This is a genomic window from Paenibacillus tundrae, from assembly GCF_036884255.1.
Lineage (GTDB): Bacteria > Bacillota > Bacilli > Paenibacillales > Paenibacillaceae > Paenibacillus.
Window position 1 is genome coordinate 3,047,838 of the sequence record NZ_CP145605.1, and the last position, 23,726, is coordinate 3,071,563.

The following is a 23,726-nucleotide window of genomic DNA, read 5'->3' on the forward strand; positions in this document are numbered from 1 at the left end:
GGTGCAACCTGATGACAGGAAGCAATGAATTGCAAGTTCCAGGTTCAGAGCCGGAGCGTGAGCCTGGTGTACGAACTCCAACAGGATTACGCTACATCTGGAAACAACTGATTATTAGTAAAACAGGAATGTTTGGAGCAGTGCTCGTCTTGCTAGTTGTATTAACAGCCATATGTGCACCTCTGCTCGCGAGCCATGATCCTGCTGCGGTCAATCCGCTGAATCGTCTCAAACCGCCTGCATGGCTAGAGGGAGGAAGCTCGGAATATTGGCTAGGTACTGACAACCTAGGCAGGGACATGTGGAGTCGTATCGTGTATGGAGCCAGGGTCTCCTTAATTGTAGGTATGGGGGCGGTCATTGTTTCCGGAATCATTGGTGCGATTCTGGGGCTGCTGTCCGGATTCTATGGTAAATGGATCGATGCTGTCATTATGCGGGTGGGAGATGCGTTCATGGCGATCCCGACGATTCTATTTATGCTTGTCGTTATGGCGATTGTAGGCCCAGGGATCACCACATTGATTTTCGTAATTGGGGTAACGAACTGGGTATCTTATACCCGTGTTGTTCGAAGTGAGGTTCTCAGTATCAAGGAGCGTGATTATGTTCAAGCCGCAAGATCCATTGGGGCGAAGAACGCGCGCTTAATTATTAGACACATCGTACCCAACATTTTATCTTCCTTTATAGTTATCTCGGGTATGAATGTCGGCACAACGATTATTATGGAAGCTTCACTCAGTTTCCTCGGTCTTGGCATTAAGCCGCCAGATGTATCTTGGGGCGGGATGTTAAGTGATGGTAGACAATATGTGGCGACAAGCTGGTGGGTAGCTACGTTTCCTGGTCTTGCCATTACGTTTACCGTGCTCGGTGTCATTTTCTTAGGGGATTGGCTACGTGATGTGCTTGATCCACGTACAGATACAACACAAAAATAAAATGGCTTGAGGAGGAGACACCCGAGATGAATCAACGACCTATTATTCCTGAGGATTTAAATCGTTATCGCTGGATTAGTCAGCCAGTTGTTAATCAGAGTGGACAGGTAGCTTATGTGGAACAAACGATTGATCGTTTGAAAAATGAATATAACACCCAAATCCGAGGGATTGGGTTAGATGGCAGCCAAGATGTTGCAGTCACGGACGGTGTTAAAGACTCGGCTCCTTCTTGGTCGCCAGAAGGTGATAAGCTCGCATTTCTGCGTGCTGGCGATGGTGGTGGTAAAGGGCTGTGGATTCTGACACCAGGAGATGAACAACCCGCTGTGCTGCTCTCCGCTGATCATAAAATATTGAGTTATGTCTGGTCTCCTGATGGATGTTCTATTGCATTTATAAGCAAAGCGGTTCTTAATCAAGAAGAATCGACCGAGGAAAGATCGGGTGAGCCAGCTCCTTTGCGAGGACGTGTATTCGAACGGACAACGCCAAAAGCGGAAGGCTCCGGTTGGTGGGATGGACTCTATAGTCACTTATTTATCTATGAGCTCGCTTCAGGCAAAGTAACACAGCTCACGTCTGGTGAGTGGAGTGTGTCTTCACCTGCCTGGTCTCCGGATAGTCAGTCGTTGTCTTATATGTCCAAACAGGTAGATGATCATGAACTCGATCCAGATCTATTGTATTTTACCGATGTGTTTTCAATACGAATTGCAGATCGTGTTTCCTTCAAAGTGACAACGTCTGATCTATTAGTTAGCCAGTTTTCATATACACCAGATGGTCAGCGGCTTGTATTGATTGCAAGTGACCGTGAATATGGCAGTGGCAGCCACAATAGGTTATACGAAGTGTTAGTCAGTGGAGGCACAGTGAAGCCAATCTCCTCACATCTGGATATGCAATTTGGCAACGCAGCATTAGGAGATATGAAATCGGCTCCTGCTTCTCCGGCACCACTTTTTGAACAGAATGATCCTGCGGGTAACACGATGTATGTCTTAGGAACACATGGTGGCAGTGTTGATGTGTATCGCATCAGTGGAGATGGAGAGTGCCAATCCATTACTGGAACAAGCGAAAAGGATGTTTACCAATACACGTTATCCCCCGATGGCAAAGCACTTATATATGCTGCTCTGACGGAAGATCGCCCTGGTGAGTTGTATTATGTGCATATGGATGACGGGCAAGTGCTCAGACTTACACATCGAAACGATGAGATGATGTCTGAATTAGAAGTACATCGCCCTGAACGCATTGAATTTACCTCGTCAGATGGATGGCCGATTCAAGGTTGGATCATTCGACCGGAGAAGCATGATCCAAGTGAACAAGCGAAAACACCAATGATCTTGCAAATTCATGGCGGACCACATGCGATGTACACAGGCACATTCAGCCATGAAATTCAATCGCTGGCGGCACAAGGATATGCAGTGTTGTGGGTGAATCCGCGCGGAAGTATGGGATATGGTCAGGCATTCGCTAGAGCGTGCCGTGGTGATTTTGCTGGAGGAGATTACCGGGATCTGATGGAAGCTGTTGAGTACGCACTCGCAACGTATGGCGAATTAGATGAGTCGCGTCTTGGTGTAGGTGGCGGTAGTTACGGTGGCGTCATGACGAACTGGATTGTCGCTCATAACCATCGATTCAAGGCAGCCGTAACTCAGCGTTGCATCTCTAATTGGTTGTCCATGTATGGAACAAGCGATATCGGCATTTCCTATGTCGAAGGTGTGATTGGAGGCAATCCGGCACATCACGCAGAATGGTTGTGGTCACGATCACCACTTGCATATGCACACCAGATCGAGACGCCGCTTCTGATTATGCATGGGGAGCAGGACTATCGAACACCGATCGCACAAGCCGAAGAACTCTATACAACGCTCAAGCGGTACGGCAAAACGACCAAGCTGATCCGATATCCAGGTTCCAACCACTCTCTACTGAAAATAGGTAAACCTTCACTTCGTGTAGACAGCTTCGAACAGGTGAATCGCTGGTTTAATCAATATCTACAAGAGGCAGGGGAAGAAGCATGAGTTCAATACAGCTCTCTATTCCGGTTGGACTGTTAGTCGAAAATGTGCTCACGAGTGGTGAAGCCGCGGATGATATCATCCAATGTTTACACCAGAGAGATTACGCGCAGTTACTTCCCAAACTGAAGGAACCCGCAATGAATCTGGATGAGAGATTACAGACGGCTGCTGAAGTGGGAGAAGATTGGGAGACGGCGATCCGTCTGGGATATGAATTCAAGTTTTTGCATATTAACGGGTTAAAAAGGCTGTTGGATTTTCGCTTTGATCAAAAGGTAGAGCGGGATTATGTACAGGAGAATCTGTCATTGCACCAGGTTCAACTTCACAAACATGAGGTTGAATTACTTCGATCAATGATCAGCCGTCAATGGGATGTAGTTTTGGAAGAGAAAGATGGGCAATCAGAAGAATCTACTTCACCAATTATGGTAAGTATTCAATTGAAGTATCAGTAATGTTAAGAGCCACGGTATCGCGGCTCTTTTTTTAATGTTGAATATTAAAAATAAGCATTGTATTAAATTGTAAAAGAAGATACATTAATCTGATGATTGGATATTTTGGATCATATGAAATGGGAGAAACTTAGTTGACGTAGGAGGAAATAACGTTGAATACCTATTATTCGGAGCTTGGCAGAATTTTGGATGGAAGAACACCTCTAAGGAAGGAAGGCTATTTTATTTTACATGAAGGAAACCAAATTAGTTATGATACTTCCGTACCTGTGGGCGCAGCTATGGTTACAGCAACAGATTTTACACACGCTCTAGTTGAGGGTTGCAAGAGTATATTAGATACATTTTCACAAAGATCTGAAAACGAGCAAGTGTATGCATTTAATTTGTACGCGGATGAGCAATATAGTTTTTACATATACATGAACACCAATAGTTCGTTCTTAGAAACTCTAGAAGAATACGAATACACGGAACCAACAGAAGTTAACGCTTTAAAATATAATCCAGGGGATTTCAGTTTTCAATATTGGGATGCTCATATGGGGGAATATGGAGAGGTTATCAAACAATTTGAACTCATTGGAGATCGAGCTTCTGGTGATCTGAGTGAATTCAATAGACCAGATGCTATAGAAGGTGCTCCAATTGTTGCATTTGAAATAGGAATTATTAAGGCTGGCTTCAATCTGCTCGCCGTAAATGCGATTCAGCAACTTATTGATGAGAACGCGTTTAACGTATTAAACAAAACAGACCAGTTTATAGCATACGTAGCGACAGGTAACGATCTTCTCGATTATAGTATCACAATGCGCAAAACCATTGACTCTACAATGTTCTACGAGGTATTTCCTGATATCAGAGAAAGGGATCAGTCTTATCTTGAGCAATTAGAATCCTATCAGAAGCTAAATGTTAGTGAAAGTTTGGATTATTGGATGGAGGCTGTTCACGACTCGTATGCAAGCACATTTCCCTATTCACACTGTAAATCAGAGTACGAAATATTCAAACAATTGGAACAATTCGGTAATTCACTAGCACAAGAGAGCATCAAGCGTCTGGAAAGTCTCGTGGCGAAAAAAGAGCTGGAATCTGAAGAGTACTATGAAATTGATTATTATATTGAATGTCTCTACTTCTCAGGTAATCTCTCTGAAGCTCAGAAGGAGAAGTGCGGAGAACTAGCTACCATAATCCAAAAAAATAAAGCTTTGGACAATGCTTATGCTGCACCACTCTGGTTTCTCATCGCAAACGAACCATTGGTGAACATAACGGAATTGTAAGATAAGGAACTCGGATTCTTGAACAGAGATTTGATGAAAGGCGTGTACCATAACGTTAGGAACGAGGAGGCAGACAATTCATGGGAGAAACAAATGTATGGGATGCGGAGTGGGAGGTTAACGAAGAGCAAGCGCGGACGCTGATCGACAGACAATTCCCTCAGCTGTCATCGAAGCAAGTGAAGCGATTGGGCTGGGGCTGGGACAATACGGTTTTTCTCATCGGTGACGAGTACGTGTTCCGGTTTCCAAGAAGAACGATTGCAGTTAGCTCAATTCGTATGGAAGGGAATCTACTGCCGAAGCTGGAGGCATATATGACCATCCCGTATCCGAAACCGTTGTTTTACGGCGAAGCAAGTGACGAATACCCGGCACCATTTCTTGGCTATGCCTACGTACCAGGAGATTTCCCAATTGGTTTGACGGAAGAACGCCGGGCTTTATCGGCAGAGACGCTGGCGAAATTTTTGCGGAGATTACATGAGTTTCCGGTGCAAGCGGCGCTGAAATATGGAGTTCAGCAAGATCATCGAAACTTGACGGACATAGCATCGCGCAAATTGAAATTGGAGGGTTTTCTATCGAAGCTGGTTGAACACTTGTCGCCGGAGGAGTCCGGTGTGATCGAAGCGTATATTGGCAGGCTGCAAAAGAACCGTGTCGAGGCAGTCTATACACTGCTACATGGCGATCTTCATTTCAAAAATATGCTTGTGAATGAGAACGGGATCGTTTCCGGCATCATTGATTGGGGCGATCTGAGCGTAGGTCATCCGGCATGCGATTTGAGCGTTGCTTATAGCTTTTTACCACCTTACGCTCGCGGCGTGTTTTTCGAAACGTATGGCGGAGCGAACGAGGAAACGAAGCTTTTGGCGCGTCTGATCGCGGTATATATCCCTATACTGATCTTAATGCAAGCGGTCGATGACGGGAATGAAGTGATTGCGGCAGAGGCGAAATCCAACATCATGCGGGCACTGTCGGATTAGGCTCATTATTTCGTTGCCGCCCACTCATTAATAATCGGTTCACACCCTAGCGTTGAGGACTCCTGTCATGAAAATACGATGATATATCAACTAAAGAAGCGACGGAGTGAATGCATATAACATTCTGCTCCGTCGCTTTTCCTATAACACTGCTATTTCATATTGTGGTTGTCATAAATGCATGCAAATGAATCAATAACCTAACTATCCATTAGTTCGGATTCACGGAAACTTTCTTCCCAACAGCTCGTTGAGGTTCTTCTTCTGTAGCTGGTTTGGTTCGTTTGATGAAGAAGGATAACAACAATCCGATGACAGAGATACCAATAATGACAACATAAGCGTCATTGATGCCTTGAATCATAGATTGTGTCATTAACTGTTGCTGAGTTACACCTTGCGCTGCACCTGTAGCCATTGTATCTTGCAGATGTGTTGCAGTTCGACTTGTCATGACACTTACGAGCACGGATGTACCGACAGCACCGGCTACCTGTCTTACTGTGTTGGAGATCGCCGTACCGTGCGCTCCCCGTTTAGTAGGCAGTTGATTCAAACCAGCGGTTTGAATCGGCATGAGGAGTAGCGCCATCCCAATCCGACGTCCAGTGGACATCAATAACAAGTAGGTATAGCTTGTTGAATCTGACAAATCAATAAATCCAATCGTAGTTACGATCGTTATGATCATACCGATGATTGCCAGCCATTTGGCACCAAATCGGTCGAACAATTTACCCGTTACTGGCATGAGGAACCCCATTACAAGCGCTCCGGGAAGTAACAACAACCCTGACTCCAGTGCCGTGTACCCACGGGCATTTTGCAGATAGAGCGGAAGCAGCATCATGTCCGCGTACATGACCATCGTAATTGCAATACTAATGATCGTGGTTAGAGAGAACATATTATACTTAAATGCGCGAAGATCAAGCAGTGGAGCTGCTGAGCTAAGCTGTCTCCATGTGAAGAGAGCAAGTGCAATAATGCCTACGATAAGAAAAGTAATCACTTCTACGCTGGACCAGCCTGCACTTCCTGCACGGCTGAACCCATACAGTAATGCTCCGAACCCAACGGTCGATAGAATAACGCTGAGTAAATCAAGCTTGGTCTCGACTCGCTCTGATACATTCTTGAGGTATATAAATCCACAGACAATTACAATTAAAGTCAATGGGATCATGCCGTAGAACATCGTCTCCCAGGTGTAGTTCTCTAGAATATAACCAGCGAGCGTAGGGCCAATTGCCGGAGCAAATATGATTGCGAAGCCGACCATTCCCATCGCAGCGCCTCGTTTATCAGGCGGAAATAACGTCAAGATGACATTCATCAATAGTGGCATAATAATGCCGGCACCAGCAGCTTGTATCATTCGTCCAGTTAACAATGTACCGAAGTTCGTCGCAATAGCTGATACTATGGTACCTAACAGGAAAATGAACATGGAAGCTTGAAATAACTGCCTTGTGGAAAAGCGTTGCATAAAATAGGCTGTAATTGGGATGAGCACGCCGTTCACCAACATATAACCAGTTGTTAACCACTGAGCTGTAGCAGCAGTGATATTAAAATCACCCATCAGCTCAGGTACAGCTACACTCATGACTGTCTGATTCAGGGTAGCGAGAAATGCACCCAAAATCATTACGAACAGTATAGGACCCTTTCGCACGCCATCTTTTTCTCTAATCTGATTCAAACTATTCAATCCTTTCAATCAGCACATCGACTAAATTTACAATGTGTTGTATAGTTTACATTGTATTTATTGAATTATATACATATTCACACAGATTACAATTTACGAATTGGGTCATAACCGTTGCTTATTTTACATAACTCCCATATCTGTTGTGTATTCCGAACATAAACGACTCATTATTTAAAATTGTAATGTTAAAAAATTGAAGGAGAATTGATGATGATGAGACAAGACAAGAAGTCGTCTACACCTACAGATCCTCGTATTCTGAGAACGAGACAGCTCATTCGCGATGCCTTTGTTGATTTGCTGCAAGAGATGGATATTGAGAAGTTATCTGTTAACCGCATAGCGGAACGAGCAACCATTAACCGTGTAACCTTTTATCTTCATTATCGTGATATCACAGATATGATGGAGAAGATGGCTGACGAGATGATTGAACAGATTGAAGGAATCGTTCAAGATCACGGTGCTTTATTTGAGAATGAAGCAAATGAGGATGAACCTTGGCCGGTGCTCGTCAAATTGCTTGAGCATTTTGCCGAGAATTCGAAGTTTTATAAAGTTGTGCTTGCTTCCAAGCGAACACCGATCTTTACTGAGGGGTTATTAAAGTTATTAAGCAAGCTGGTTACAGCCAAAATCGAAAAAATGGAAAGCCATAGCCCGCTTTCTAATGTAGGCATCCATAAGGAAATTGCCATTTGGTATGGGTCATCTGCGTTGATTGGTACAATTGTTGCGTGGCTTCGTTCAGATATGCCATATTCGCCACATTTTCTAGCGAAGCAATTCTCGCTGATTCGGTCGCATAGCTACAAGGATTTAATATAGTTATAATGAGTGAAGTGATCTAGGAAGGGAATGTAATAATGAAGAAAGTTATCGTAGTAGGTTCAGGCATACTTGGCGCAGCGTCTGCTTATCAACTGGCTAAATTAGGAGCAGACGTACATATCGTTGACCGAAAGGATGCAGGGCAAGCAACGGATGCTGCTGCTGGTATCATCTGTCCTTGGTTATCCCAGCGGCGTAATCAAGCTTGGTACCAGCTTGCCAAGGCTGGAGCTCGGTTTTATCCAAGTTTAATTGAAGATTTAGAACGTGAAGGAGAAACAGAAACGGGCTATGCGAGAGTTGGCGCTCTCAGCATCCATCGGGATATAGAGAAAATTCACAAGATGGAAGAACGGGCACAGCAGCGAAAGGTAGATGCACCAGAGATCGGAGATATCATTCGAATGGATGAGACAGAGACTCTTGCGAACTTTCCGCTGCTCGAACAAGGCTATCACTCCCTTTATATTAGCGGAGCTGCGCGAATAGATGGACGCGCCCTGCGGGATGCATTGATTCGATCTGCACAGAGACATGGTGCAGTTCTAATTGAAGGAGATGCTGCTCTTTTATATGAGGGAACACGTGTAAGCGGCGTGCATGTGAATGGACAACATCTAAAAGCGGATACGGTCGTTGTCTGTGCAGGCGCCTGGGCACAATCGATATTAAGACCATTGGGCATGGAATTCAAAGTCAGCTTCCAGAAGGCACAGATTATGCATTTACAGGTCTCTGATCATCATGATGCAGGCAAATGGCCTGTTGTCATGCCACCTACGGATCAATATTTGCTTACATTTGACCAACAGAAGGTTGTTATTGGTGCTACACATGAGAACGAAATTGTAGGATACGACACAAGAGTAACACCAGGTGGGATGCAGGAAATTTTACACAAAGGGCTAGAACTGGCACCTGGGCTAGCAGATAGTACCTTTGATGAAGTGCGTGTAGGCTTCAGACCATTCACGCCGGGATTCCTTCCCGTGCTTGGTGAAGTCCCTGGATGGTCAGGCATTATCGCAGCCAATGGGCTTGGCGCATCGGGACTAACGATGGGGCCATTCATCGGCAATCAATTAGCGAAGTTAGCACTGGATATGGAGCTGGACATTGATATTGAACCTTATAAACTTAATCACGCAGTGGAGTCCATTTCATCATAAGGTGAGATTCTTCAATCGTAATGAACTGTGAAATGAGGTGAACTATGACGTATTCACAGCGATCCACTCACGCCGCTGCTTCGTCTGATATAACTTATTTGGAGTATCAGATCGGTCAGACGGAGGAGCATTTGAAGGAAGCCGAAGAAGTTATCGAGGTGAAAAAGCAACAACTCGGACAACATCGCGCCTCAGCATATCAGGATCGAGAGGTAGACAAAGGAGTGGAAATCCAGCTCATGGATGAGATTGCTCAGCAACAGACAGTGATTGAAGCTATTCGTAAACGTTTGGCGGATCTGGACGAGGAATTAGCGTTGCTGGGTGATTAATTTGTAAGACTGGTAAAGTCGCCATCAGGCGACTTTTTCTTGTAACATGCTGACTTAAATGATGAAGAGGTGACTCGATATGAAGAGATATGAGGGGCAGCGAATCTACATTCGATTATTAAGTGTGGAAGATGCGCGAGATATGTTGAGTTTACAGATAAGAAACCGGGAGGTCTTCGAAAAGATAACGGCTAGTGAACGAACAGAGGCTTTCTATACGTTGGAAGGTCAAGTAGCGCTATTGGAGAAGTGGGTTCAGGCTAAGGAGGATGGAACAAGATATTCCTTCGGTATTTTCCTTCGTTCCACGGACGAGCTCATTGGAGAAGTTTCCATGTTCGAAATAGAGCTGAACATGGCGAAAAAATGGATTGTAGGTTATGTCCTAGACCAACATCATAACGGTCAAGGCTACATGAGCGAAGCGCTGCAGCTATTATTTGATTTTGCTTTGCACGAAGTAGGCATTGAGCGCCTGGAAGCAGGTGCATTACCAGACAATATAGGCTCGATCAAGGTTCTTGAGAAAGCAGGCTTCAGACAAACGGGGGTTCAATCCATCGTAGTCAACGGAATATTGAAAGAGCATGTGATGTATGCTATTACATTAATGTCAAGTCAGAATTGAAATATATGGAGTAAATAGATTGACAGTTCCTTCCTGTTTGTATACGATTGTATACATTAACGTATGCGATTATATACATACCTAGAGGAGTGTTGTGAGGTGAAAGATCGACGCAACGATGGACGAGGTAGAGAAGGGATCTTGAATGAGCGTTCTGGCCGTGGCAGGGGCGAAGGAGAACGTCATGATGAACGGTCTGGACGTGGTGGAGGACATGGTAAGCCCTTTGGTGGTCGAGGCGGCGGTGGTGCCCAAACGTTTCGCAGAGGTAGAGTCCTGTTGTTTCTTGAGCAAATGCAGAATCATCGGACTACACTGGCTAGACAACTGAAACAAGAAGAGTTCGAGCATATTCGTCCCGTAATCAGCGGCGAGCTGAAGGCTATGGATCAGGTGATTGATGAGTATATTCATCTCTTCGAACTCGAAGAAGAACAGGCTAGTAACACTAAGGATTTGGAGAGTGACTAAGAATGATTCGTCGTTTTTTCTCGTATTATCGCCCGTATAAGAAACTGTTTATGATCGACTTTGGTTGTGCGGTCGTTGCGGGTCTACTCGAGCTAGCTTTTCCGCTAGCCGTGAGCAAATTTATTAATGATCTGTTGCCAGGACAGGATTGGCCTTTGATCTTACTCGCATCAATCGCATTACTTGCGATTTACGCATTAAATACCGTCCTGAACTATGTTGTTACCTATTGGGGACATATGCTAGGAATTAATATTGAGACTAACATGCGTGCCAAAATGTTTGCTCATTTACAGAAACTTTCCTTCCGTTTCTTCGATAATCGTAAGACAGGTCATCTCATTGGTCATCTCACGAACGATCTGAATGATATTGGAGAGGTTGCTCACCATGGCCCTGAAGATGTATTTATCGCAATTATGACCTTAATCGGCTCATTCTCACTTATGGCGTATATTAATCTAGAGCTTGCGCTATTAACGTTTATCATTATCCCGTTCATGGGATGGATTATTATTGTATTTGGTGGACGTATGACGAAGACCTATCGACGCCTATTCGGTGATGTAGGTAATTTTAATGCTCGTATTGAAGATAACGTTGGTGGAATTCGTGTTGTACAATCCTTTGCCAATGAAGAGCATGAGAAGAAACTCTTTTCGGTAGATAACGAGAACTTCCGTAAGACCAAGCTGCTGGCGTACAAAACGATGGCCAAAAGCATTTCGGTGAGTTATATGCTGATGCGTCTAGTTACAGTGTTTGTCATGGTGTGCGGTGCTTGGTTCTTCATTGAAGGCAAAATTGATATGGGTGAATTCATGGCATTCTTGTTATTATCGAATATTTTCTTCCGTCCAATTGAGAAGATTAATGCTGTCATAGAGAGTTATCCGAAGGGCATTGCAGGGTTCAAACGTTACTTGGAGATTATCGACACTGAACCTGAGATTGCAGATGCCAAAAATGCGGTCGAACTAACCGATGTCCGTGGTGATATTCGCTTCGAGCATGTTTCGTTTGGTTATGAGGACAGCCGCCGAATACTTAACGACATTAGCCTTACAGTCAAACCAGGGGAGACCGTTGCATTCGTTGGGCCTTCCGGTGCGGGGAAAACAACTATCTGTAGCTTGCTTCCACGCTTCTATGAAGTACAGGAAGGGCGAATCACGGTGGATGGAACGGATATTCGAGAGGTGAAGTTGGAATCGTTACGCAGACAGATCGGGATTGTGCAGCAAGATGTATTCCTTTTCTCGGGTACCATTAAGGAAAATATTGCGTACGGTGATCTATCTGCAACGGATGATCAGATCTGGGATGCAGCGCGTCGTGCTTCCTTGGAAGAACTCATTCGAAGTCTTCCGGATGGCATGGACACCGTCATTGGTGAGCGAGGAGTCAAACTGTCGGGAGGACAGAAACAACGCCTGTCCATCGCGCGTATGTTCCTGAAGAATCCACCGATTCTTATTCTGGACGAAGCAACCTCTGCACTAGATACGGAGACGGAAGCGTTGATTCAGAAATCTCTGGCTGAGCTGTCAGTAGGCAGAACAACCCTTGTTATTGCGCATCGATTAACTACGATTCAAAATGCGGACCGCATCATCGTTGTGAACGAAGACGGAATCGCTGAGCAGGGGAGTCATCAGGAGCTTGTTGCAGCCGGAGGCATTTACAGTCGGCTTCACCAAGTGCAATATAGCCATTCATAAGGTTAAGCATGAGAACAAATCATATGGGTACAAATGATATGAGTTTAAATGAATGTGTGAATAGATGTATAAATGATTATGTGATCAAATGACCAAACCGCGCATAATGCGCGGTTTTTTCTTGTCTACAACTTTGAACTATAGACATGCACTATTGGCTAAGTTAACTCTCCATACATAACCAGCAATTAAACAAAATAGAACCATTATAAACTGGCTATAGATCCAACATTAGACTGAGTTATGAACCGAATGTAAGCCGATATAGCCTAAACGATAATCCTACACATCGTTACCAATTAGATCGTATTTTTCTCTTAGCTTTTTGATATCTGCTCTCGGCGGTGAACCGAACATCCGCGAGTATTCCCGACTAAACTGTGAAGCGCTCTCGTAACCAACTCTGTACGCCACATCAGCAGCATCCGCCGATTCAGCTAACAGGATTCGACGTGCTTCCTGTAATCGCATTTGTTTCTGGAACTGAATGGGGCTCATCGCTGTAATTTCTTTGAAGTGGCGATGGAACGAAGAAACGCTCATGCGGGCTTTCTCTGCAAGGTCTTCGATTCGAAAAGATTGCTCCCAATGGCGAATCATATATTCAATGGACTCTCTGATCCGATAGGTACTGCTGTTTTCAACGGCAATCTGCGCTAATTCGTTTCCATACGAACCCCGCAGAAGCCGATACAAGATCTCTTTCGTATACAGCGGAGCGAGAAATGGAATTTCTTCTGGCGTATCCAGCAAACGAACCAGACGAATAACTGCGTCATGAATGGACGCTTCCATCTGACCTACAAACAAGGCACGTCTCGCGTTTTCTGTTGCTTTTACTTTCAGATCACATTCGTTGAGAACTTCAAGAATCTGATTCGGTGTAAATTCCAGTTTGAGACTGAGATAAGGCATTTCAGGTGATGCTTTGATCACTTGACCCACGACGGGAAGATTCATGGAAGCTAAGAGATAATTAGAAGGACTGTATTCGAATCTCTCCTGTGCGAGCAAAATTTCTTTCTTTCCCTGGGCGATGATACAGAACGAAGGGTTGTACACGCGGTACTCAGGCTCCGTCAGTTTGGAGTAGTGAAAGAAGAAAAGCGAAGGAATGATCGTTTCTACGGAACCCTTCGGAAGGGTGTGACGTTTAATCATCTCGGTCAGTTCCATATGCTGCTGCTCTAAATTTCTTTCGGACATTCGAATCCTCCTTACAGTTTGGTCAGGCTTTATTATATGTGATAATGCACTACAGTATCAGGCTTTATTATATGTGATAATGGACTACCGTAATAGTAGCGTTGATAGGATTAGGCAATGATTTAAGAGGAATGAGGTGATATTAAAAAAGTTAATTCATTTTGTGAACAGTCGAGTCTATAAAATTGTGAATAAGAGTTTCAAGAAACTAAAGGAAACGATGCGGAAAAACCTAAGTTAGAATGATATTTTGAAAAATCTAATTGAACGGTCATTTATGAATCGCCTCCTAAACATTGATACATAAATATCGAACTGTAAATAACCTATGCACTAATCAGATAGGTTATAGTCTGAGAGAATTGAATATTAAGTAATAAGTTACAAAAAACATATGTTTTAGTTATTAAATAGATATTATTCGTCAAAAAACTACATAAAAATACAAAATACACCCATTTACGGAATGTTCGTTGTTCCTTCATAATCAGATGATTCTAAGAAGAATGGAGATGGAAGGCTTGTAGAATTATTCTGATCCTTCTAAGGGGACCATATTAAAAATGCCATCTTTAATGCAAGATAAGAGATGGAATCATAGTGATGGTTGGGTCAAGATGAGTAGAACAATTAATGGAGAGAAATACACTGGGTTTATAATTTCAGGATTCGTCAGTATGACGATTTCAAATTCAAGGATAAATAATTATTTCATGTGAGGGATTACTTATGAAAGTAAAATGTATAGGAGCCACAGGTAATTTATTATCAATACGAGCAGATATCCCGAAGATTACCGCTGTGAATCGTTGGAAATCGGGAGAATTCTAAATGTGTACTCGATTGGACACTGGGACAATTACATGTACTATTTATTAAAGGTAAGCCATCCTGATCCCGATTTAGATTTAGATCCTGTATGGTTTCCTTATGAATGGTTTGAAGTGATTGATCATAAGATCCCGGATTCCTGGTATTTTAATTTTATTGGAGAACCACAACCCGAGCAAATTACAACGATATTTGGTTATAAAGAGATTGTACTTAACTACGAACATCACTTTGGGTTAATGGATAGAGAACAAAAACATCTTAAATTGTTCTATAACTTGAATAGTCTTTCAGAAAACAAGGAGTGGAAGCATACAACGTGATAAAACCAATCCTGAAAGATCTCATCATTACTGGGAATCCCAATATTCATGGGAAATTACAATTTAAAGAGACTGAAGATATTGGAGACGATTTTTATTTGTCAGGTACAGCTTGTATTGGAACTGAAGATTCTGAAGGAGAGGATAATTTTGATTTTGGAATCATAACTCCGAAAGCGCTCGAAAGAGAACTTGGAGATGGCTTAGACATCATATTAGGTTCAAGATATTTTATTGTAAATAGGCTAGACTTTGAAATGATCACTAAAAAAATAGAACAAATCCTTCTCAAACATCAAAGGGATACATGGGATGAAGTAGCTAAAAGTCTCGATCCTTATTTCAGATGGGAATACACGGATTCCGTACGCTTGAATAGTGAGGAAGAGTTTCTTGAGATGATCAAAGAACATTCGAATGAGAGCATAGAGTAACCTAAGACTGAAACGCTCACCAGTTCGAAGTAATTAAAGTAAGAGACAGCTTATTAGTTAACTCTAGCAACCATAAGGGGCTTTGGCCCCTCATGGTTGTTTTTTCTTATCGCATATACTTTTGAGATAGGTGAGTGAGGGGCTTGACAACCCACGTGCTAAATTAGATTTAGATGACAGCAAACAAACTATATTAATCAAAAATTTGATTGCCAACAGAAATTTTCATATTGAATCATTTTATGGGCATAAACGTTTAGGTTGATCTTTGAGCTGCAAAATTTGAGTGTAATATAAAGGAATGTTATTTTACTATTTAACGTATATGAATGTATTCAGTTATATTAGAAAAATAAGTTATTTTAAAAATTTGCGGATAGCAGTGATTCAGAAATTGTTCTGTCAATAAGTCGCTGACGTAAATAATCTTTGATTAAGAAAATTTAATTCAGCCTTGGAGGTAATGATGACAATCGAATTTCCCCATATTCAAGAGCATTTACTTGACGATGAGACGGTTCACTTTTTGACATCCAAATCGGAATATGACCACAAACGGTTTGAACATATGACACTCGCCAATCAGGAGGCGACGAAGGTTTCCTTCGAGAAGGTTTGGTTCAAAAACGTCATTATATCGGAATCCAGCTTAGAGTATTGTGAATTTACAGATGTGATCTTTGAGAATTGTGATTTCTCTAATGTTAATCTCGCGAATGCCTTCATACACCGTGCGCATTGGAAAAATTGTAAACTCATCGGAACCGATTTCTCGGATAGTCGATTGAAAAATGTTAGCTTCTCCAATAGCCTGATGGATTATGCGAATTTCCGATTTTCTAATATGAAGCATCTTGCATGGGAAGAGTGCTCGCTCATCAGTACAGACCTTAGCTATCTGGTCTCTGAGCAACTTGAATTTAGCCGTTGTAAGATGGATCAAGCCTTAATGCATGGTACCAAGTTGAATGGTGTTAACCTAAGTACCTGTGATTTTGATGTAATAGGTGTGGACATCGAAAATCTGAAAGGCTGTGTGATCTCGCCATATCAGGCATCTACCTTTGTTGGTTTGTTAGGCATGATTATACAATAGTTTATTAAGTACTTGACTGCGTAGTCAAGAATTGATAAATTAGACACATGAGTAGACCAAGAGAATTTGATGCTGATGTGGTATTACAGCAGTCTATGGAAGTGTTTTGGCGTCAAGGGTACCGAGCGACCTCCTATGAGGATCTCACTCGTACAACAGGTGTCAAGAAACAGAGTTTGTACTGTGTGTTTAGTGATAAGCGTTCTTTATTTTTGAAGGCGCTAGCGCTATACCGCGAACAGGCTATTGCTAAGTTGAAAGAGATCGAGTCTTCGCACTCGTCTCCTCTTGACCAGCTAAATGCGATTCGTGATTCTTTAGTAGAGCATGAAGCGAGCTGCCAAGGCTGCCTGATGATGAATGCTTCGCTTGAATTTGGAGCAGAGGATGAACAGGTTGCGCAACAGATTAAACTCATGTTTGAAGAGAGCCGAGAGCTTCTAGAGAAGATTATCCTAAAGGGTCAAGAGCAGCAATTAATATCTAGTCGTTTCACCAGTAATGAGCTTGCTGCTTATCTTAACAACACCATAGCCGGTGTGAGGGTTATGGGTAAATCGGGTTCATCCCGTGAAGAGATCGAGACGGTTCTGCGGACGTCATTTGGCATGATCGTTGCTTGATCTTTTTTTTACTTCATTCTTGACTGTGTAGTCAAAATAAAAACGAATATGTGGAGGTAATCATGAATCATTCTCAAACCGTAGAAGCGTTGTTCCAACCTATTGAGATCGGAACGTTGAAGTTGTCGAATCGAATTGTAATGGCACCGATGACTCGCCAATTTTCCCCGGATGGGATTCCAGGTGAGAACGTTGCAGGATATTACCGCCGTAGAGCAGAGAATGCAGTGGGGTTGATCGTGACCGAAGGAACAATCATTAATCACCCTGACGCATCCAACCAGGCGAATGTACCTCACTTCTATGGAGAAGATGCATTGAAAGGTTGGGCTCAGGTTGTATCTGAGGTACACGAAGCGGGTGGTCGAATCATTCCTCAGATCTGGCACATGGGAGCCAAAGGTCATGTGAACGACTATACAGAAGCAGATATTGCTTCAATTGTTCATGAATTCGCACAGGCTGCTACTGAAGCCAAGCGTCTTGGATTTGATGGCATCGAGCTTCATGGAGCACATGGCTACCTGATTGACCAATTCTTATATGAGAAAACCAATTCACGCACAGACCGTTACGGTGGAGATATGATGTCCCGCACACGTTTTGCGGTTGAAGTCATTGAGGCTTGCCGCGAAGCTGTAGGACCAGAATTCCCGATCGTGCTTCGTTTATCCCAGTGGAAGTCAGATGATTATCAAGCGAAGCTTGCTGAAACTCCCGCATTGCTGGAGCAGCTTCTAGCACCGCTAGTTCAAGCTGGTGTTGATATTTTCCACTGCTCTACACGTCGTTTCTGGGAGCCCGAATTTGAAGGTTCTGAACTGAATTTTGCTGGATGGACGAAAAAGCTGACTGGAAAACCAACCATTACCGTGGGATCGATTGGTCTTGATGGTGATTTCACAAGTTTGTTCACAGAAGGTAAAGGAGCTGGCAACGTCGGTATCGATGGTTTGGTTCAACGCCTTCAGAACGATGAGTTTGACTTGGTTGCTGTTGGACGTGCGCTTCTGGTTGATCCTGCATGGGCTAAGAAAATCCAAGAAGGCCGCATAGATGATCTGATCCCCTTCACAAGAGAATCTTTGACTGAGCTGTCTTAATTAAATTTTGTAATTATAACTTACTAATTGACTAATCTAATCACTATCTTCTGTACGAAAAAAAGTTCTTATCAAGCAGTGGCAAACCACAGACGTGGTTACCACTGCTTTTCTTATTTTTACAAAAGAAGTTCAATATCCAAGATCAACGATTAGTTAAAAGTTGACCTCGTCCAAATTATTTTGACCTCTATCACAATTTTTCGGCAGTCAGATTAAGTTTCGCTCGATTCAAAACGTTTCTCTAGACCCACACAATATGCGAGTGATAAGATCATACAGCGAACGAGAAGATGCGGAAACAGGAGGATTCAAAAAAAGATGGATCAGGTGAAGTATGACAATTTAAAATTGGGAGAAAAGGGCGCAATCATCAGTATTATTGCTTACATATGTCTGACTGCAATCAAGATGGTTATTGGATACACATCTAACTCTGAGGCTCTAAAAGCCGATGGTTTAAATAACGCCACAGATATTGTTGCCTCTATAGCCGTGCTGGTCGGATTGAGACTGGCTCAGCGGCCGGCAGATAATGATCATACGTATGGTCACTGGAAAGCTGAGACCGTAGCCTCGCTAGTGGCCTCATTTATCATGATGGTCGTAGGTCTTCAGGTGTTGTACGAAGCAGCATCCTCCATATTCGAAGGGAAAAGTGAATCTCCTGATCTCATTGCAGCTTGGACAGGCATCATATGTGCTGCGGTGATGTATTTTGTCTACAGATACAATAAGAGACTAGCCCTGAAAATTAAGAGTCAGGCCGTCATGGCGGCAGCGAAGGATAATATTTCGGATGCTTGGGTCAGTGTTGGAACGGTGATCGGTATTGTTGGTTCTCAATTTGGCTTGCCATGGCTTGATCCTTTGACGGCTGTGCTTGTAGGCCTGCTTATCTGCAAAACGGCATGGGGAATCTTCCGTGAAGCCACACATCATCTGACAGATGGATTCGACGAAGCGTTGATTATTGCTTATCGAGATACGATTTCGAATGTAGACGGTGTAGACGAAGTTAGAGATCTACGAGCACGTAACTATGGAAACAACGCGGTGGTGGATGTGGTTATCGTCGTTCGTGCAGACATGGATATTCAGACAGCGCATGACATCTCAACGAATGTAGAGGATGAAATGTTTAGAGAATACGATGTGTACACTGTTCATGTTCATGTTGAGCCGGGACTAGATGACTCTGGCAAAGAGAATACGGAATATCATTATTCAAAAGAAGCAAACGGATAGTAAGGATACGGCTTCACCTAAGTATTTATGAAAAGGAGTATCATTCTTCCACATGTAGTTAGAGAGTCGCCTAATGGCGACTTTTTTCTTTTGTAGTGAGCATGTCCTAAGAACTTCTAATTGAAATTATGGATATGCCCTAGTTGATGGTTTGATGGGGAAACGATAGTATGAGATGTGAAGTAGATTATTGAATCAGATTCATGAACCAGAGAAATGAAAGCGTTATTACGAAATGTTATTCATTCTATACTGGAGGGTACTTATGTTTATTTTATCGTCGGATACCAAGATTCATTCAGAGTTAGATACGAAACCCATTCAGCTTGCAATTCAGAGGTTCTATCGTGATCTTGAACTCACATTAAGTACAACCCGGGATATAGACGTTACGACGGGTGACATCTATTTGAAGCATAGCAGCAACGTACAAGAGGAAGCTTATATGATTGATATCAATCACGACACGATCACCATCCAAGCCTCTGATAGCCTAGGCTACATCTATGCATTGAATGAGTTGAGCTATACATTTCTCGGAATTCAGCCGTTCTGGTTTTGGAATGATCAAGTGTTGCAACAAGTGCCATACATAGAGATCGAGACTTCCACCATGGAATCGACCCCAGCTGCTTATCGTTACCGTGGGTGGTTTGTTAACGATGAGGTGTTGATTAATCATTGGACGTTGAAGGAAAGCACAGAGGAACCGTGGGTCATGGTCATGGAAGCATTGTTACGCCTGGGTGGTAACATGGTTATTCCGGGTACGGATCATAATTCAAAGAAATACAGTGAACTGGCCACAGATATGGGACTGTGGATTACACATCATCACGCAGAACCTCTGGGCGCAGACATGTTCCTGAGAGCTTACCCGGATCTGAATCCTTCATTTGATGAACATCCCGATCTGTTCCGAGCGCTGTGGGAGCAAGGGGTACAGAAGCAGGCTGACAAGAAGGTGATCTGGAACATTGGTTTCCGGGGGCAGGGAGATCGACCATTTTGGTTAGATGACGAACGTTACAAGACGGATGAGAGCAGAGGACGATTGATTGCTTCAATCATGGAAGAACAGCGCACTATCGTGAGGAAATCGGTGGACAATCCTGTGTTTTGTACGAATTTATATGGCGAAATGGTTGATTTATACCAGAAGGGCTACCTAACCATTCCTGAGGACACCATCAAAATATGGGGCGACAATGGGTACGGTAAAATGGTTGCCAGAAGACAACATGCGGTTGACTCACGAACTGAGGCACTTCCCGCTGAAGATAAGAAGCACGATTCTCACGGTGTGTATTATCATGCCTCATTCTATGATCTACAGGCAGCAAGCCATATGACGATGTTACCGAATTCATTAACGATGGTTAGGGATGAGCTTGTCCATGCACGAGAACGAGGTGTCAATGACTTCCTGATCGTGAATTGTTCCAACGTTAAGCCACATGTATATGTGCTGCAAGCAATCGCTGAGATATGGTCTAACGGAGACTTAGATCATTCAACCTATCCAGAGCGTTATGTAAGTGCCTATTATGAGGAAGAGCATCAGGGGATCGCAGAACTTTATCGTAAATATGCTGATTGTGCCCCAAGGTATGGGAAACATGCGGATGAGGGTTGTGGAGATCAGTTTTACAATTACAGCACACGCCAGTTCGTGTCACAATGGTTGAAGGCTGATACCTTATCTCCCGTGCACGGCATGAATTGGGCGTGTGATGAGGACAACTTTGCGAAGCAAATTCAGTGGTATGCGGGAAAATGTAGAGAAGCGCTTGAGAGCTATCGTCGTATGTTGAGTAAGACTGCTGATGTCAGAAACGAAATTACGGCAAAATTCCTGCTAGATGACAGCATCGGTTTGCAGTACCAGATGTATGCTGACTTTGCTGAGGGTGGGCTCGCGTTCTGTGAAGCTTACACTCACTATGAGCAACAAGATTACATGAATGCATTTTATCAACTAGGTAGAGCCAAGGAAGCTTATGAATCTGCACACCAGAGCATGATCGACCGAGAACATGGCAAGTGGCGAGGATTCTATCAGAATGACTGCCTGACGGATGTAAAGCAAACCGCCTATTGGTTAGGCATACTGATGGGTGTTGTGAGAAATATCGGTGACGGTCCACATTTCTTCATGTGGCAGCGAGAAGTGTTATATGCGCCTGAGGACAAAAAGGTCATATTGATCACGAATTTTGAGAATCACCTGACCAATGAGGAGTTATATGAGGCAATGAAGAAGAAACATTCTAATATATAGGTGAATATCTGCTAAAGCAAGCAAAGACTCTCGGATGTGTTCTGAAGGAAGTAGAATCAGATCTCTTCCAGTAGTCTTTGTTTGCTTTTTTTGTTTTTTTCGACAAATAGTGTACAGCTAGATCTAATATGAATATACTGGAATATATCCATAATGATTCCCATGGGTTATAGCGTCGAAGCATTAATGAAGCTAGAGAGATATACCCGTATGAGGAGGTGAAATTGTGTACGTCTTTACCTGTGTCAATCATAGTCCACCATGTGAAGAATAAAATGAAGTATGTTATTCATTACACAACATGGGGAGGACTAATAGAGTGATTACGAATAGAAGTATAGCTTTATCCATTGTATTTACGATTATCACGTGCGGGTTGTATGGGATTTATTGGTTCTATACGATAACAGAAGATGTGAGCAAACTTAGTGGAGATCGGGATTTCGTTGGATTGAAACATCTGTTATTAACACTCGTGACTTGTGGAATCTGGAGTTACATATGGGCTTATCAATTAGGTAAACATTTAGAAGTTGTTCATTACCAACGGAAACAATACAGTCAGGATCACTCGGTTCTGTACCTGGTTCTGATGCTTTTTGGTATGGGCATTATTACTTACGCTTTGGCTCAATCTGAGATTAACAAATATGCGCATGCGCCTCATCACTACTAATTCTTCCGTTCGTAAAAAGGTGCTTGGGACGATATTGATCGGTGGAGCCGGATATCTGTATTTAAAAGTATGGCTGCCTCTAACAGGAATTGGCATTCCATGTGTATTCCATGAAGTTACGGGGCTTTACTGCCCAGGGTGTGGTATTACTCGTTCACTCGGGGCTATATTAAGACTCGATATTCACGAAGCCTTTCGATACAATATGCTTATTTTTATATTAGCCCCGCTATATCTGTTGTATATGCTGGCTGTGAAGAAAGATTGGGTCAACCTGAAAAATGGGCTGTTGTACAGTATGTTAGGTCTAACTATCTCATTTGGAATCCTTCGTAATATCCCGATATTCAGTTGGATGGAGCCGACCAGTTTCACATAGATAAAGCAATAAGCAATCGTTTATCTTCATCATTTCTTTATGAATCACGCTTGTAGAACAAGGCTGCCACTCTTGGTAGTCTTGTTTTTTTGTGCCGAGAGAAGCCTAGAACATAGGCCATGTGAGTTGAGCTAAAAGTACGATCCGAAAAATAAAGAAAATAAAGCTTTACAACAACAATTAAATTGTGTACAATTCAATTGTAAACAAAAAGATGATGAATAATTAAAAAACTAAAACATTTGCAGAGGAGCTTATTACAATGAAAACTTTATATGAAACTTCAGTGATTAATACCGGTGGACGTCAAGGTGTCGTTCAATCTCCAGATACTGTGTTTATGCTTGATGTGGCTGCACCACCTGAGCTTGGCGGTAAAGTGACTACAGCTACGAATCCGGAGCAATTGTTTGCTGCTGGGTATAGTGCATGCTTCAATTCAGCCTTGGAATATCAACTGAAGAAGCACAATGTAAGCATTGAAAAAAGCACAGTAACTGCAACTGTAATGCTTCAAACCGATCCTTCAGATAACGGCGTTAAGCTGGAAGTTGAGCTTGAAGTGAGAATTGACGGATTGGATGAGGAGCAAGCACAAAAATTCGTAAAACTTGCCCATGACTACTGTCCATATTCCAAAGCCATCAAAGGCAATGTGAATGTAACTGTAAACTTGGACTAAACCTTAGGAAGTCTGGTGAATGAGAGTATTACCATTGTCAAAAATACGATACAAGAGTTATACCTGAACCAAGGTACTAACCTTTAACTATAGCGTGAGAACACATGACACCTTCAGGAGAATGAATCCTTGTCGTAAGATAAGGGAATCATCTTGAAGGTGTTTTGTTATTGTAATTAATCCTTATAAGAGGATTAGGCAATCATTTGATATAAATGAGATAACGCTG

At 42.9% G+C, this 23,726-nt stretch carries 23 protein-coding genes; 21 read left to right on the forward strand and 2 right to left on the reverse strand.

Annotated features, from left to right (window positions below; genetic code table 11):
• Positions 1–11 precede the first annotated feature (11 nt).
• The 5 genes from V6W81_RS13590 to V6W81_RS13610 all read left to right on the forward strand — a co-directional run bounded on the left by V6W81_RS13590 (position 12) and on the right by V6W81_RS13610 (position 5,746).
• A complete protein-coding gene (locus V6W81_RS13590) occupies positions 12–944 on the forward strand; it encodes an ABC transporter permease (protein ID WP_338543728.1) in 933 nt (310 codons plus the stop codon).
• Positions 945–970: 26 nt separating this feature from the next.
• Positions 971–2,998 carry a S9 family peptidase gene (locus tag V6W81_RS13595; RefSeq protein ID WP_338543730.1) on the forward strand — a complete coding sequence of 676 codons (2,028 nt, stop codon included), beginning with the start codon at positions 971–973 and terminating at the stop codon, positions 2,996–2,998.
• Positions 2,995–3,456, forward strand: coding sequence for a hypothetical protein (locus tag V6W81_RS13600; RefSeq protein ID WP_338543732.1), 462 nt, complete (start codon positions 2,995–2,997; stop codon positions 3,454–3,456). The genes V6W81_RS13595 and V6W81_RS13600 overlap by 4 nt, the downstream gene beginning before the upstream one ends.
• Positions 3,457–3,611: 155 nt before the next feature.
• Entirely contained in the window at positions 3,612–4,751 is a 1,140-nt protein-coding gene (locus V6W81_RS13605) for a DUF4303 domain-containing protein (protein WP_338543734.1), read from the forward strand.
• A gap of 80 nt (positions 4,752–4,831) precedes the next feature.
• Positions 4,832–5,746 carry a phosphotransferase gene (locus V6W81_RS13610; protein WP_338543736.1) on the forward strand — a complete coding sequence of 305 codons (915 nt, stop codon included), beginning with the start codon at positions 4,832–4,834 and terminating at the stop codon, positions 5,744–5,746.
• Positions 5,747–5,957: 211 nt separating this feature from the next.
• Here the strand turns inward: V6W81_RS13610 and V6W81_RS13615 are convergent, their stop codons facing one another.
• A complete protein-coding gene (locus V6W81_RS13615) occupies positions 5,958–7,397 on the reverse strand; it encodes a DHA2 family efflux MFS transporter permease subunit (RefSeq protein WP_338544002.1) in 1,440 nt (479 codons plus the stop codon).
• A gap of 279 nt (positions 7,398–7,676) precedes the next feature.
• On the opposite strand from V6W81_RS13615, the gene V6W81_RS13620 reads away from it, so the two are divergent.
• The 6 genes from V6W81_RS13620 to V6W81_RS13645 all read left to right on the forward strand — a co-directional run bounded on the left by V6W81_RS13620 (position 7,677) and on the right by V6W81_RS13645 (position 12,615).
• Complete coding sequence (locus V6W81_RS13620; RefSeq protein WP_338544003.1) at positions 7,677–8,291, forward strand: TetR/AcrR family transcriptional regulator; 615 nt, start codon at positions 7,677–7,679, stop codon at positions 8,289–8,291.
• Between the two features lie 38 nt (positions 8,292–8,329).
• A complete protein-coding gene (locus V6W81_RS13625) occupies positions 8,330–9,463 on the forward strand; it encodes an NAD(P)/FAD-dependent oxidoreductase (RefSeq protein WP_338543737.1) in 1,134 nt (377 codons plus the stop codon).
• A gap of 44 nt (positions 9,464–9,507) precedes the next feature.
• A complete protein-coding gene (locus tag V6W81_RS13630) occupies positions 9,508–9,795 on the forward strand; it encodes a hypothetical protein (RefSeq protein WP_338543738.1) in 288 nt (95 codons plus the stop codon).
• 79 nt (positions 9,796–9,874) lie between these two features.
• Complete coding sequence (locus V6W81_RS13635) at positions 9,875–10,423, forward strand: GNAT family N-acetyltransferase (RefSeq protein ID WP_145047569.1); 549 nt, start codon at positions 9,875–9,877, stop codon at positions 10,421–10,423.
• 99 nt (positions 10,424–10,522) lie between these two features.
• Positions 10,523–10,894: a hypothetical protein gene (locus V6W81_RS13640; RefSeq protein ID WP_145047570.1), complete on the forward strand. Its 372-nt coding sequence runs from the start codon at positions 10,523–10,525 to the stop codon at positions 10,892–10,894.
• A 2-nt stretch (positions 10,895–10,896) separates the two neighbouring features.
• Complete coding sequence (locus tag V6W81_RS13645; RefSeq protein ID WP_145047571.1) at positions 10,897–12,615, forward strand: ABC transporter ATP-binding protein; 1,719 nt, start codon at positions 10,897–10,899, stop codon at positions 12,613–12,615.
• 282 nt (positions 12,616–12,897) lie between these two features.
• On the opposite strand, the gene V6W81_RS13650 is transcribed toward V6W81_RS13645, so the two are convergent.
• Complete coding sequence (locus V6W81_RS13650) at positions 12,898–13,821, reverse strand: AraC family transcriptional regulator (protein ID WP_338543741.1); 924 nt, start codon at positions 13,819–13,821, stop codon at positions 12,898–12,900.
• A gap of 833 nt (positions 13,822–14,654) precedes the next feature.
• On the opposite strand from V6W81_RS13650, the gene V6W81_RS13655 reads away from it, so the two are divergent.
• The 10 genes from V6W81_RS13655 to V6W81_RS13700 all read left to right on the forward strand — a co-directional run bounded on the left by V6W81_RS13655 (position 14,655) and on the right by V6W81_RS13700 (position 23,497).
• Positions 14,655–14,975, forward strand: a complete 321-nt coding sequence (locus tag V6W81_RS13655; RefSeq protein WP_338543743.1) for a hypothetical protein — start codon at positions 14,655–14,657, stop codon at positions 14,973–14,975.
• Positions 14,972–15,409, forward strand: coding sequence for an Imm8 family immunity protein (locus V6W81_RS13660; RefSeq protein WP_338543745.1), 438 nt, complete (start codon positions 14,972–14,974; stop codon positions 15,407–15,409). Before V6W81_RS13655 ends, V6W81_RS13660 begins: the two co-directional genes overlap by 4 nt.
• Positions 15,410–15,872: 463 nt before the next feature.
• Positions 15,873–16,505: a pentapeptide repeat-containing protein gene (locus V6W81_RS13665; RefSeq protein ID WP_338543746.1), complete on the forward strand. Its 633-nt coding sequence runs from the start codon at positions 15,873–15,875 to the stop codon at positions 16,503–16,505.
• Between the two features lie 47 nt (positions 16,506–16,552).
• On the forward strand, positions 16,553–17,128 hold the full coding sequence (locus V6W81_RS13670) for a TetR/AcrR family transcriptional regulator (protein ID WP_338543747.1): 576 nt from the start codon (positions 16,553–16,555) through the stop codon (positions 17,126–17,128).
• A gap of 62 nt (positions 17,129–17,190) precedes the next feature.
• Positions 17,191–18,231: an NADH:flavin oxidoreductase gene (locus V6W81_RS13675; RefSeq protein ID WP_186380907.1), complete on the forward strand. Its 1,041-nt coding sequence runs from the start codon at positions 17,191–17,193 to the stop codon at positions 18,229–18,231.
• A 321-nt stretch (positions 18,232–18,552) separates the two neighbouring features.
• On the forward strand, positions 18,553–19,479 hold the full coding sequence (locus tag V6W81_RS13680) for a cation diffusion facilitator family transporter (RefSeq protein ID WP_338543748.1): 927 nt from the start codon (positions 18,553–18,555) through the stop codon (positions 19,477–19,479).
• A gap of 265 nt (positions 19,480–19,744) precedes the next feature.
• Positions 19,745–21,760, forward strand: a complete 2,016-nt coding sequence (locus tag V6W81_RS13685) for a glycosyl hydrolase 115 family protein (RefSeq protein WP_338543749.1) — start codon at positions 19,745–19,747, stop codon at positions 21,758–21,760.
• 319 nt (positions 21,761–22,079) lie between these two features.
• On the forward strand, positions 22,080–22,436 hold the full coding sequence (locus V6W81_RS13690; protein ID WP_145047580.1) for a DUF4234 domain-containing protein: 357 nt from the start codon (positions 22,080–22,082) through the stop codon (positions 22,434–22,436).
• Positions 22,411–22,815, forward strand: a complete 405-nt coding sequence (locus V6W81_RS13695; RefSeq protein ID WP_338543751.1) for a DUF2752 domain-containing protein — start codon at positions 22,411–22,413, stop codon at positions 22,813–22,815. The genes V6W81_RS13690 and V6W81_RS13695 overlap by 26 nt, the downstream gene beginning before the upstream one ends.
• 262 nt (positions 22,816–23,077) lie before the next feature.
• A complete protein-coding gene (locus tag V6W81_RS13700; RefSeq protein ID WP_056691897.1) occupies positions 23,078–23,497 on the forward strand; it encodes an organic hydroperoxide resistance protein in 420 nt (139 codons plus the stop codon).
• Positions 23,498–23,726 lie beyond the last annotated feature (229 nt).

Bases quoted from the DNA above. Each gene is read 5' to 3' on its own strand.
- V6W81_RS13590 (WP_338543728.1), top strand. From the start codon at position 12: ATGACAGGAAGCAATGAATTGCAAGTTCCAGGTTCAGAGCCGGAGCGT.
- V6W81_RS13595 (WP_338543730.1), top strand. From the start codon at position 971: ATGAATCAACGACCTATTATTCCTGAGGATTTAAATCGTTATCGCTGG.
- V6W81_RS13600 (WP_338543732.1), top strand. From the start codon at position 2,995: ATGAGTTCAATACAGCTCTCTATTCCGGTTGGACTGTTAGTCGAAAAT.
- V6W81_RS13610 (WP_338543736.1), top strand. From the start codon at position 4,832: ATGGGAGAAACAAATGTATGGGATGCGGAGTGGGAGGTTAACGAAGAG.
- V6W81_RS13615 (WP_338544002.1), bottom strand. From the start codon at position 7,397: ATGATTTTGGGTGCATTTCTCGCTACCCTGAATCAGACAGTCATGAGT.
- V6W81_RS13620 (WP_338544003.1), top strand. From the start codon at position 7,677: ATGAGACAAGACAAGAAGTCGTCTACACCTACAGATCCTCGTATTCTG.
- V6W81_RS13625 (WP_338543737.1), top strand. From the start codon at position 8,330: ATGAAGAAAGTTATCGTAGTAGGTTCAGGCATACTTGGCGCAGCGTCT.
- V6W81_RS13630 (WP_338543738.1), top strand. From the start codon at position 9,508: ATGACGTATTCACAGCGATCCACTCACGCCGCTGCTTCGTCTGATATA.
- V6W81_RS13635 (WP_145047569.1), top strand. From the start codon at position 9,875: ATGAAGAGATATGAGGGGCAGCGAATCTACATTCGATTATTAAGTGTG.
- V6W81_RS13645 (WP_145047571.1), top strand. From the start codon at position 10,897: ATGATTCGTCGTTTTTTCTCGTATTATCGCCCGTATAAGAAACTGTTT.
- V6W81_RS13650 (WP_338543741.1), bottom strand. From the start codon at position 13,821: ATGTCCGAAAGAAATTTAGAGCAGCAGCATATGGAACTGACCGAGATG.
- V6W81_RS13665 (WP_338543746.1), top strand. From the start codon at position 15,873: ATGATGACAATCGAATTTCCCCATATTCAAGAGCATTTACTTGACGAT.
- V6W81_RS13670 (WP_338543747.1), top strand. From the start codon at position 16,553: ATGAGTAGACCAAGAGAATTTGATGCTGATGTGGTATTACAGCAGTCT.
- V6W81_RS13675 (WP_186380907.1), top strand. From the start codon at position 17,191: ATGAATCATTCTCAAACCGTAGAAGCGTTGTTCCAACCTATTGAGATC.
- V6W81_RS13680 (WP_338543748.1), top strand. From the start codon at position 18,553: ATGGATCAGGTGAAGTATGACAATTTAAAATTGGGAGAAAAGGGCGCA.
- V6W81_RS13685 (WP_338543749.1), top strand. From the start codon at position 19,745: ATGTTTATTTTATCGTCGGATACCAAGATTCATTCAGAGTTAGATACG.
- V6W81_RS13695 (WP_338543751.1), top strand. From the start codon at position 22,411: ATGCGCATGCGCCTCATCACTACTAATTCTTCCGTTCGTAAAAAGGTG.
- V6W81_RS13700 (WP_056691897.1), top strand. From the start codon at position 23,078: ATGAAAACTTTATATGAAACTTCAGTGATTAATACCGGTGGACGTCAA.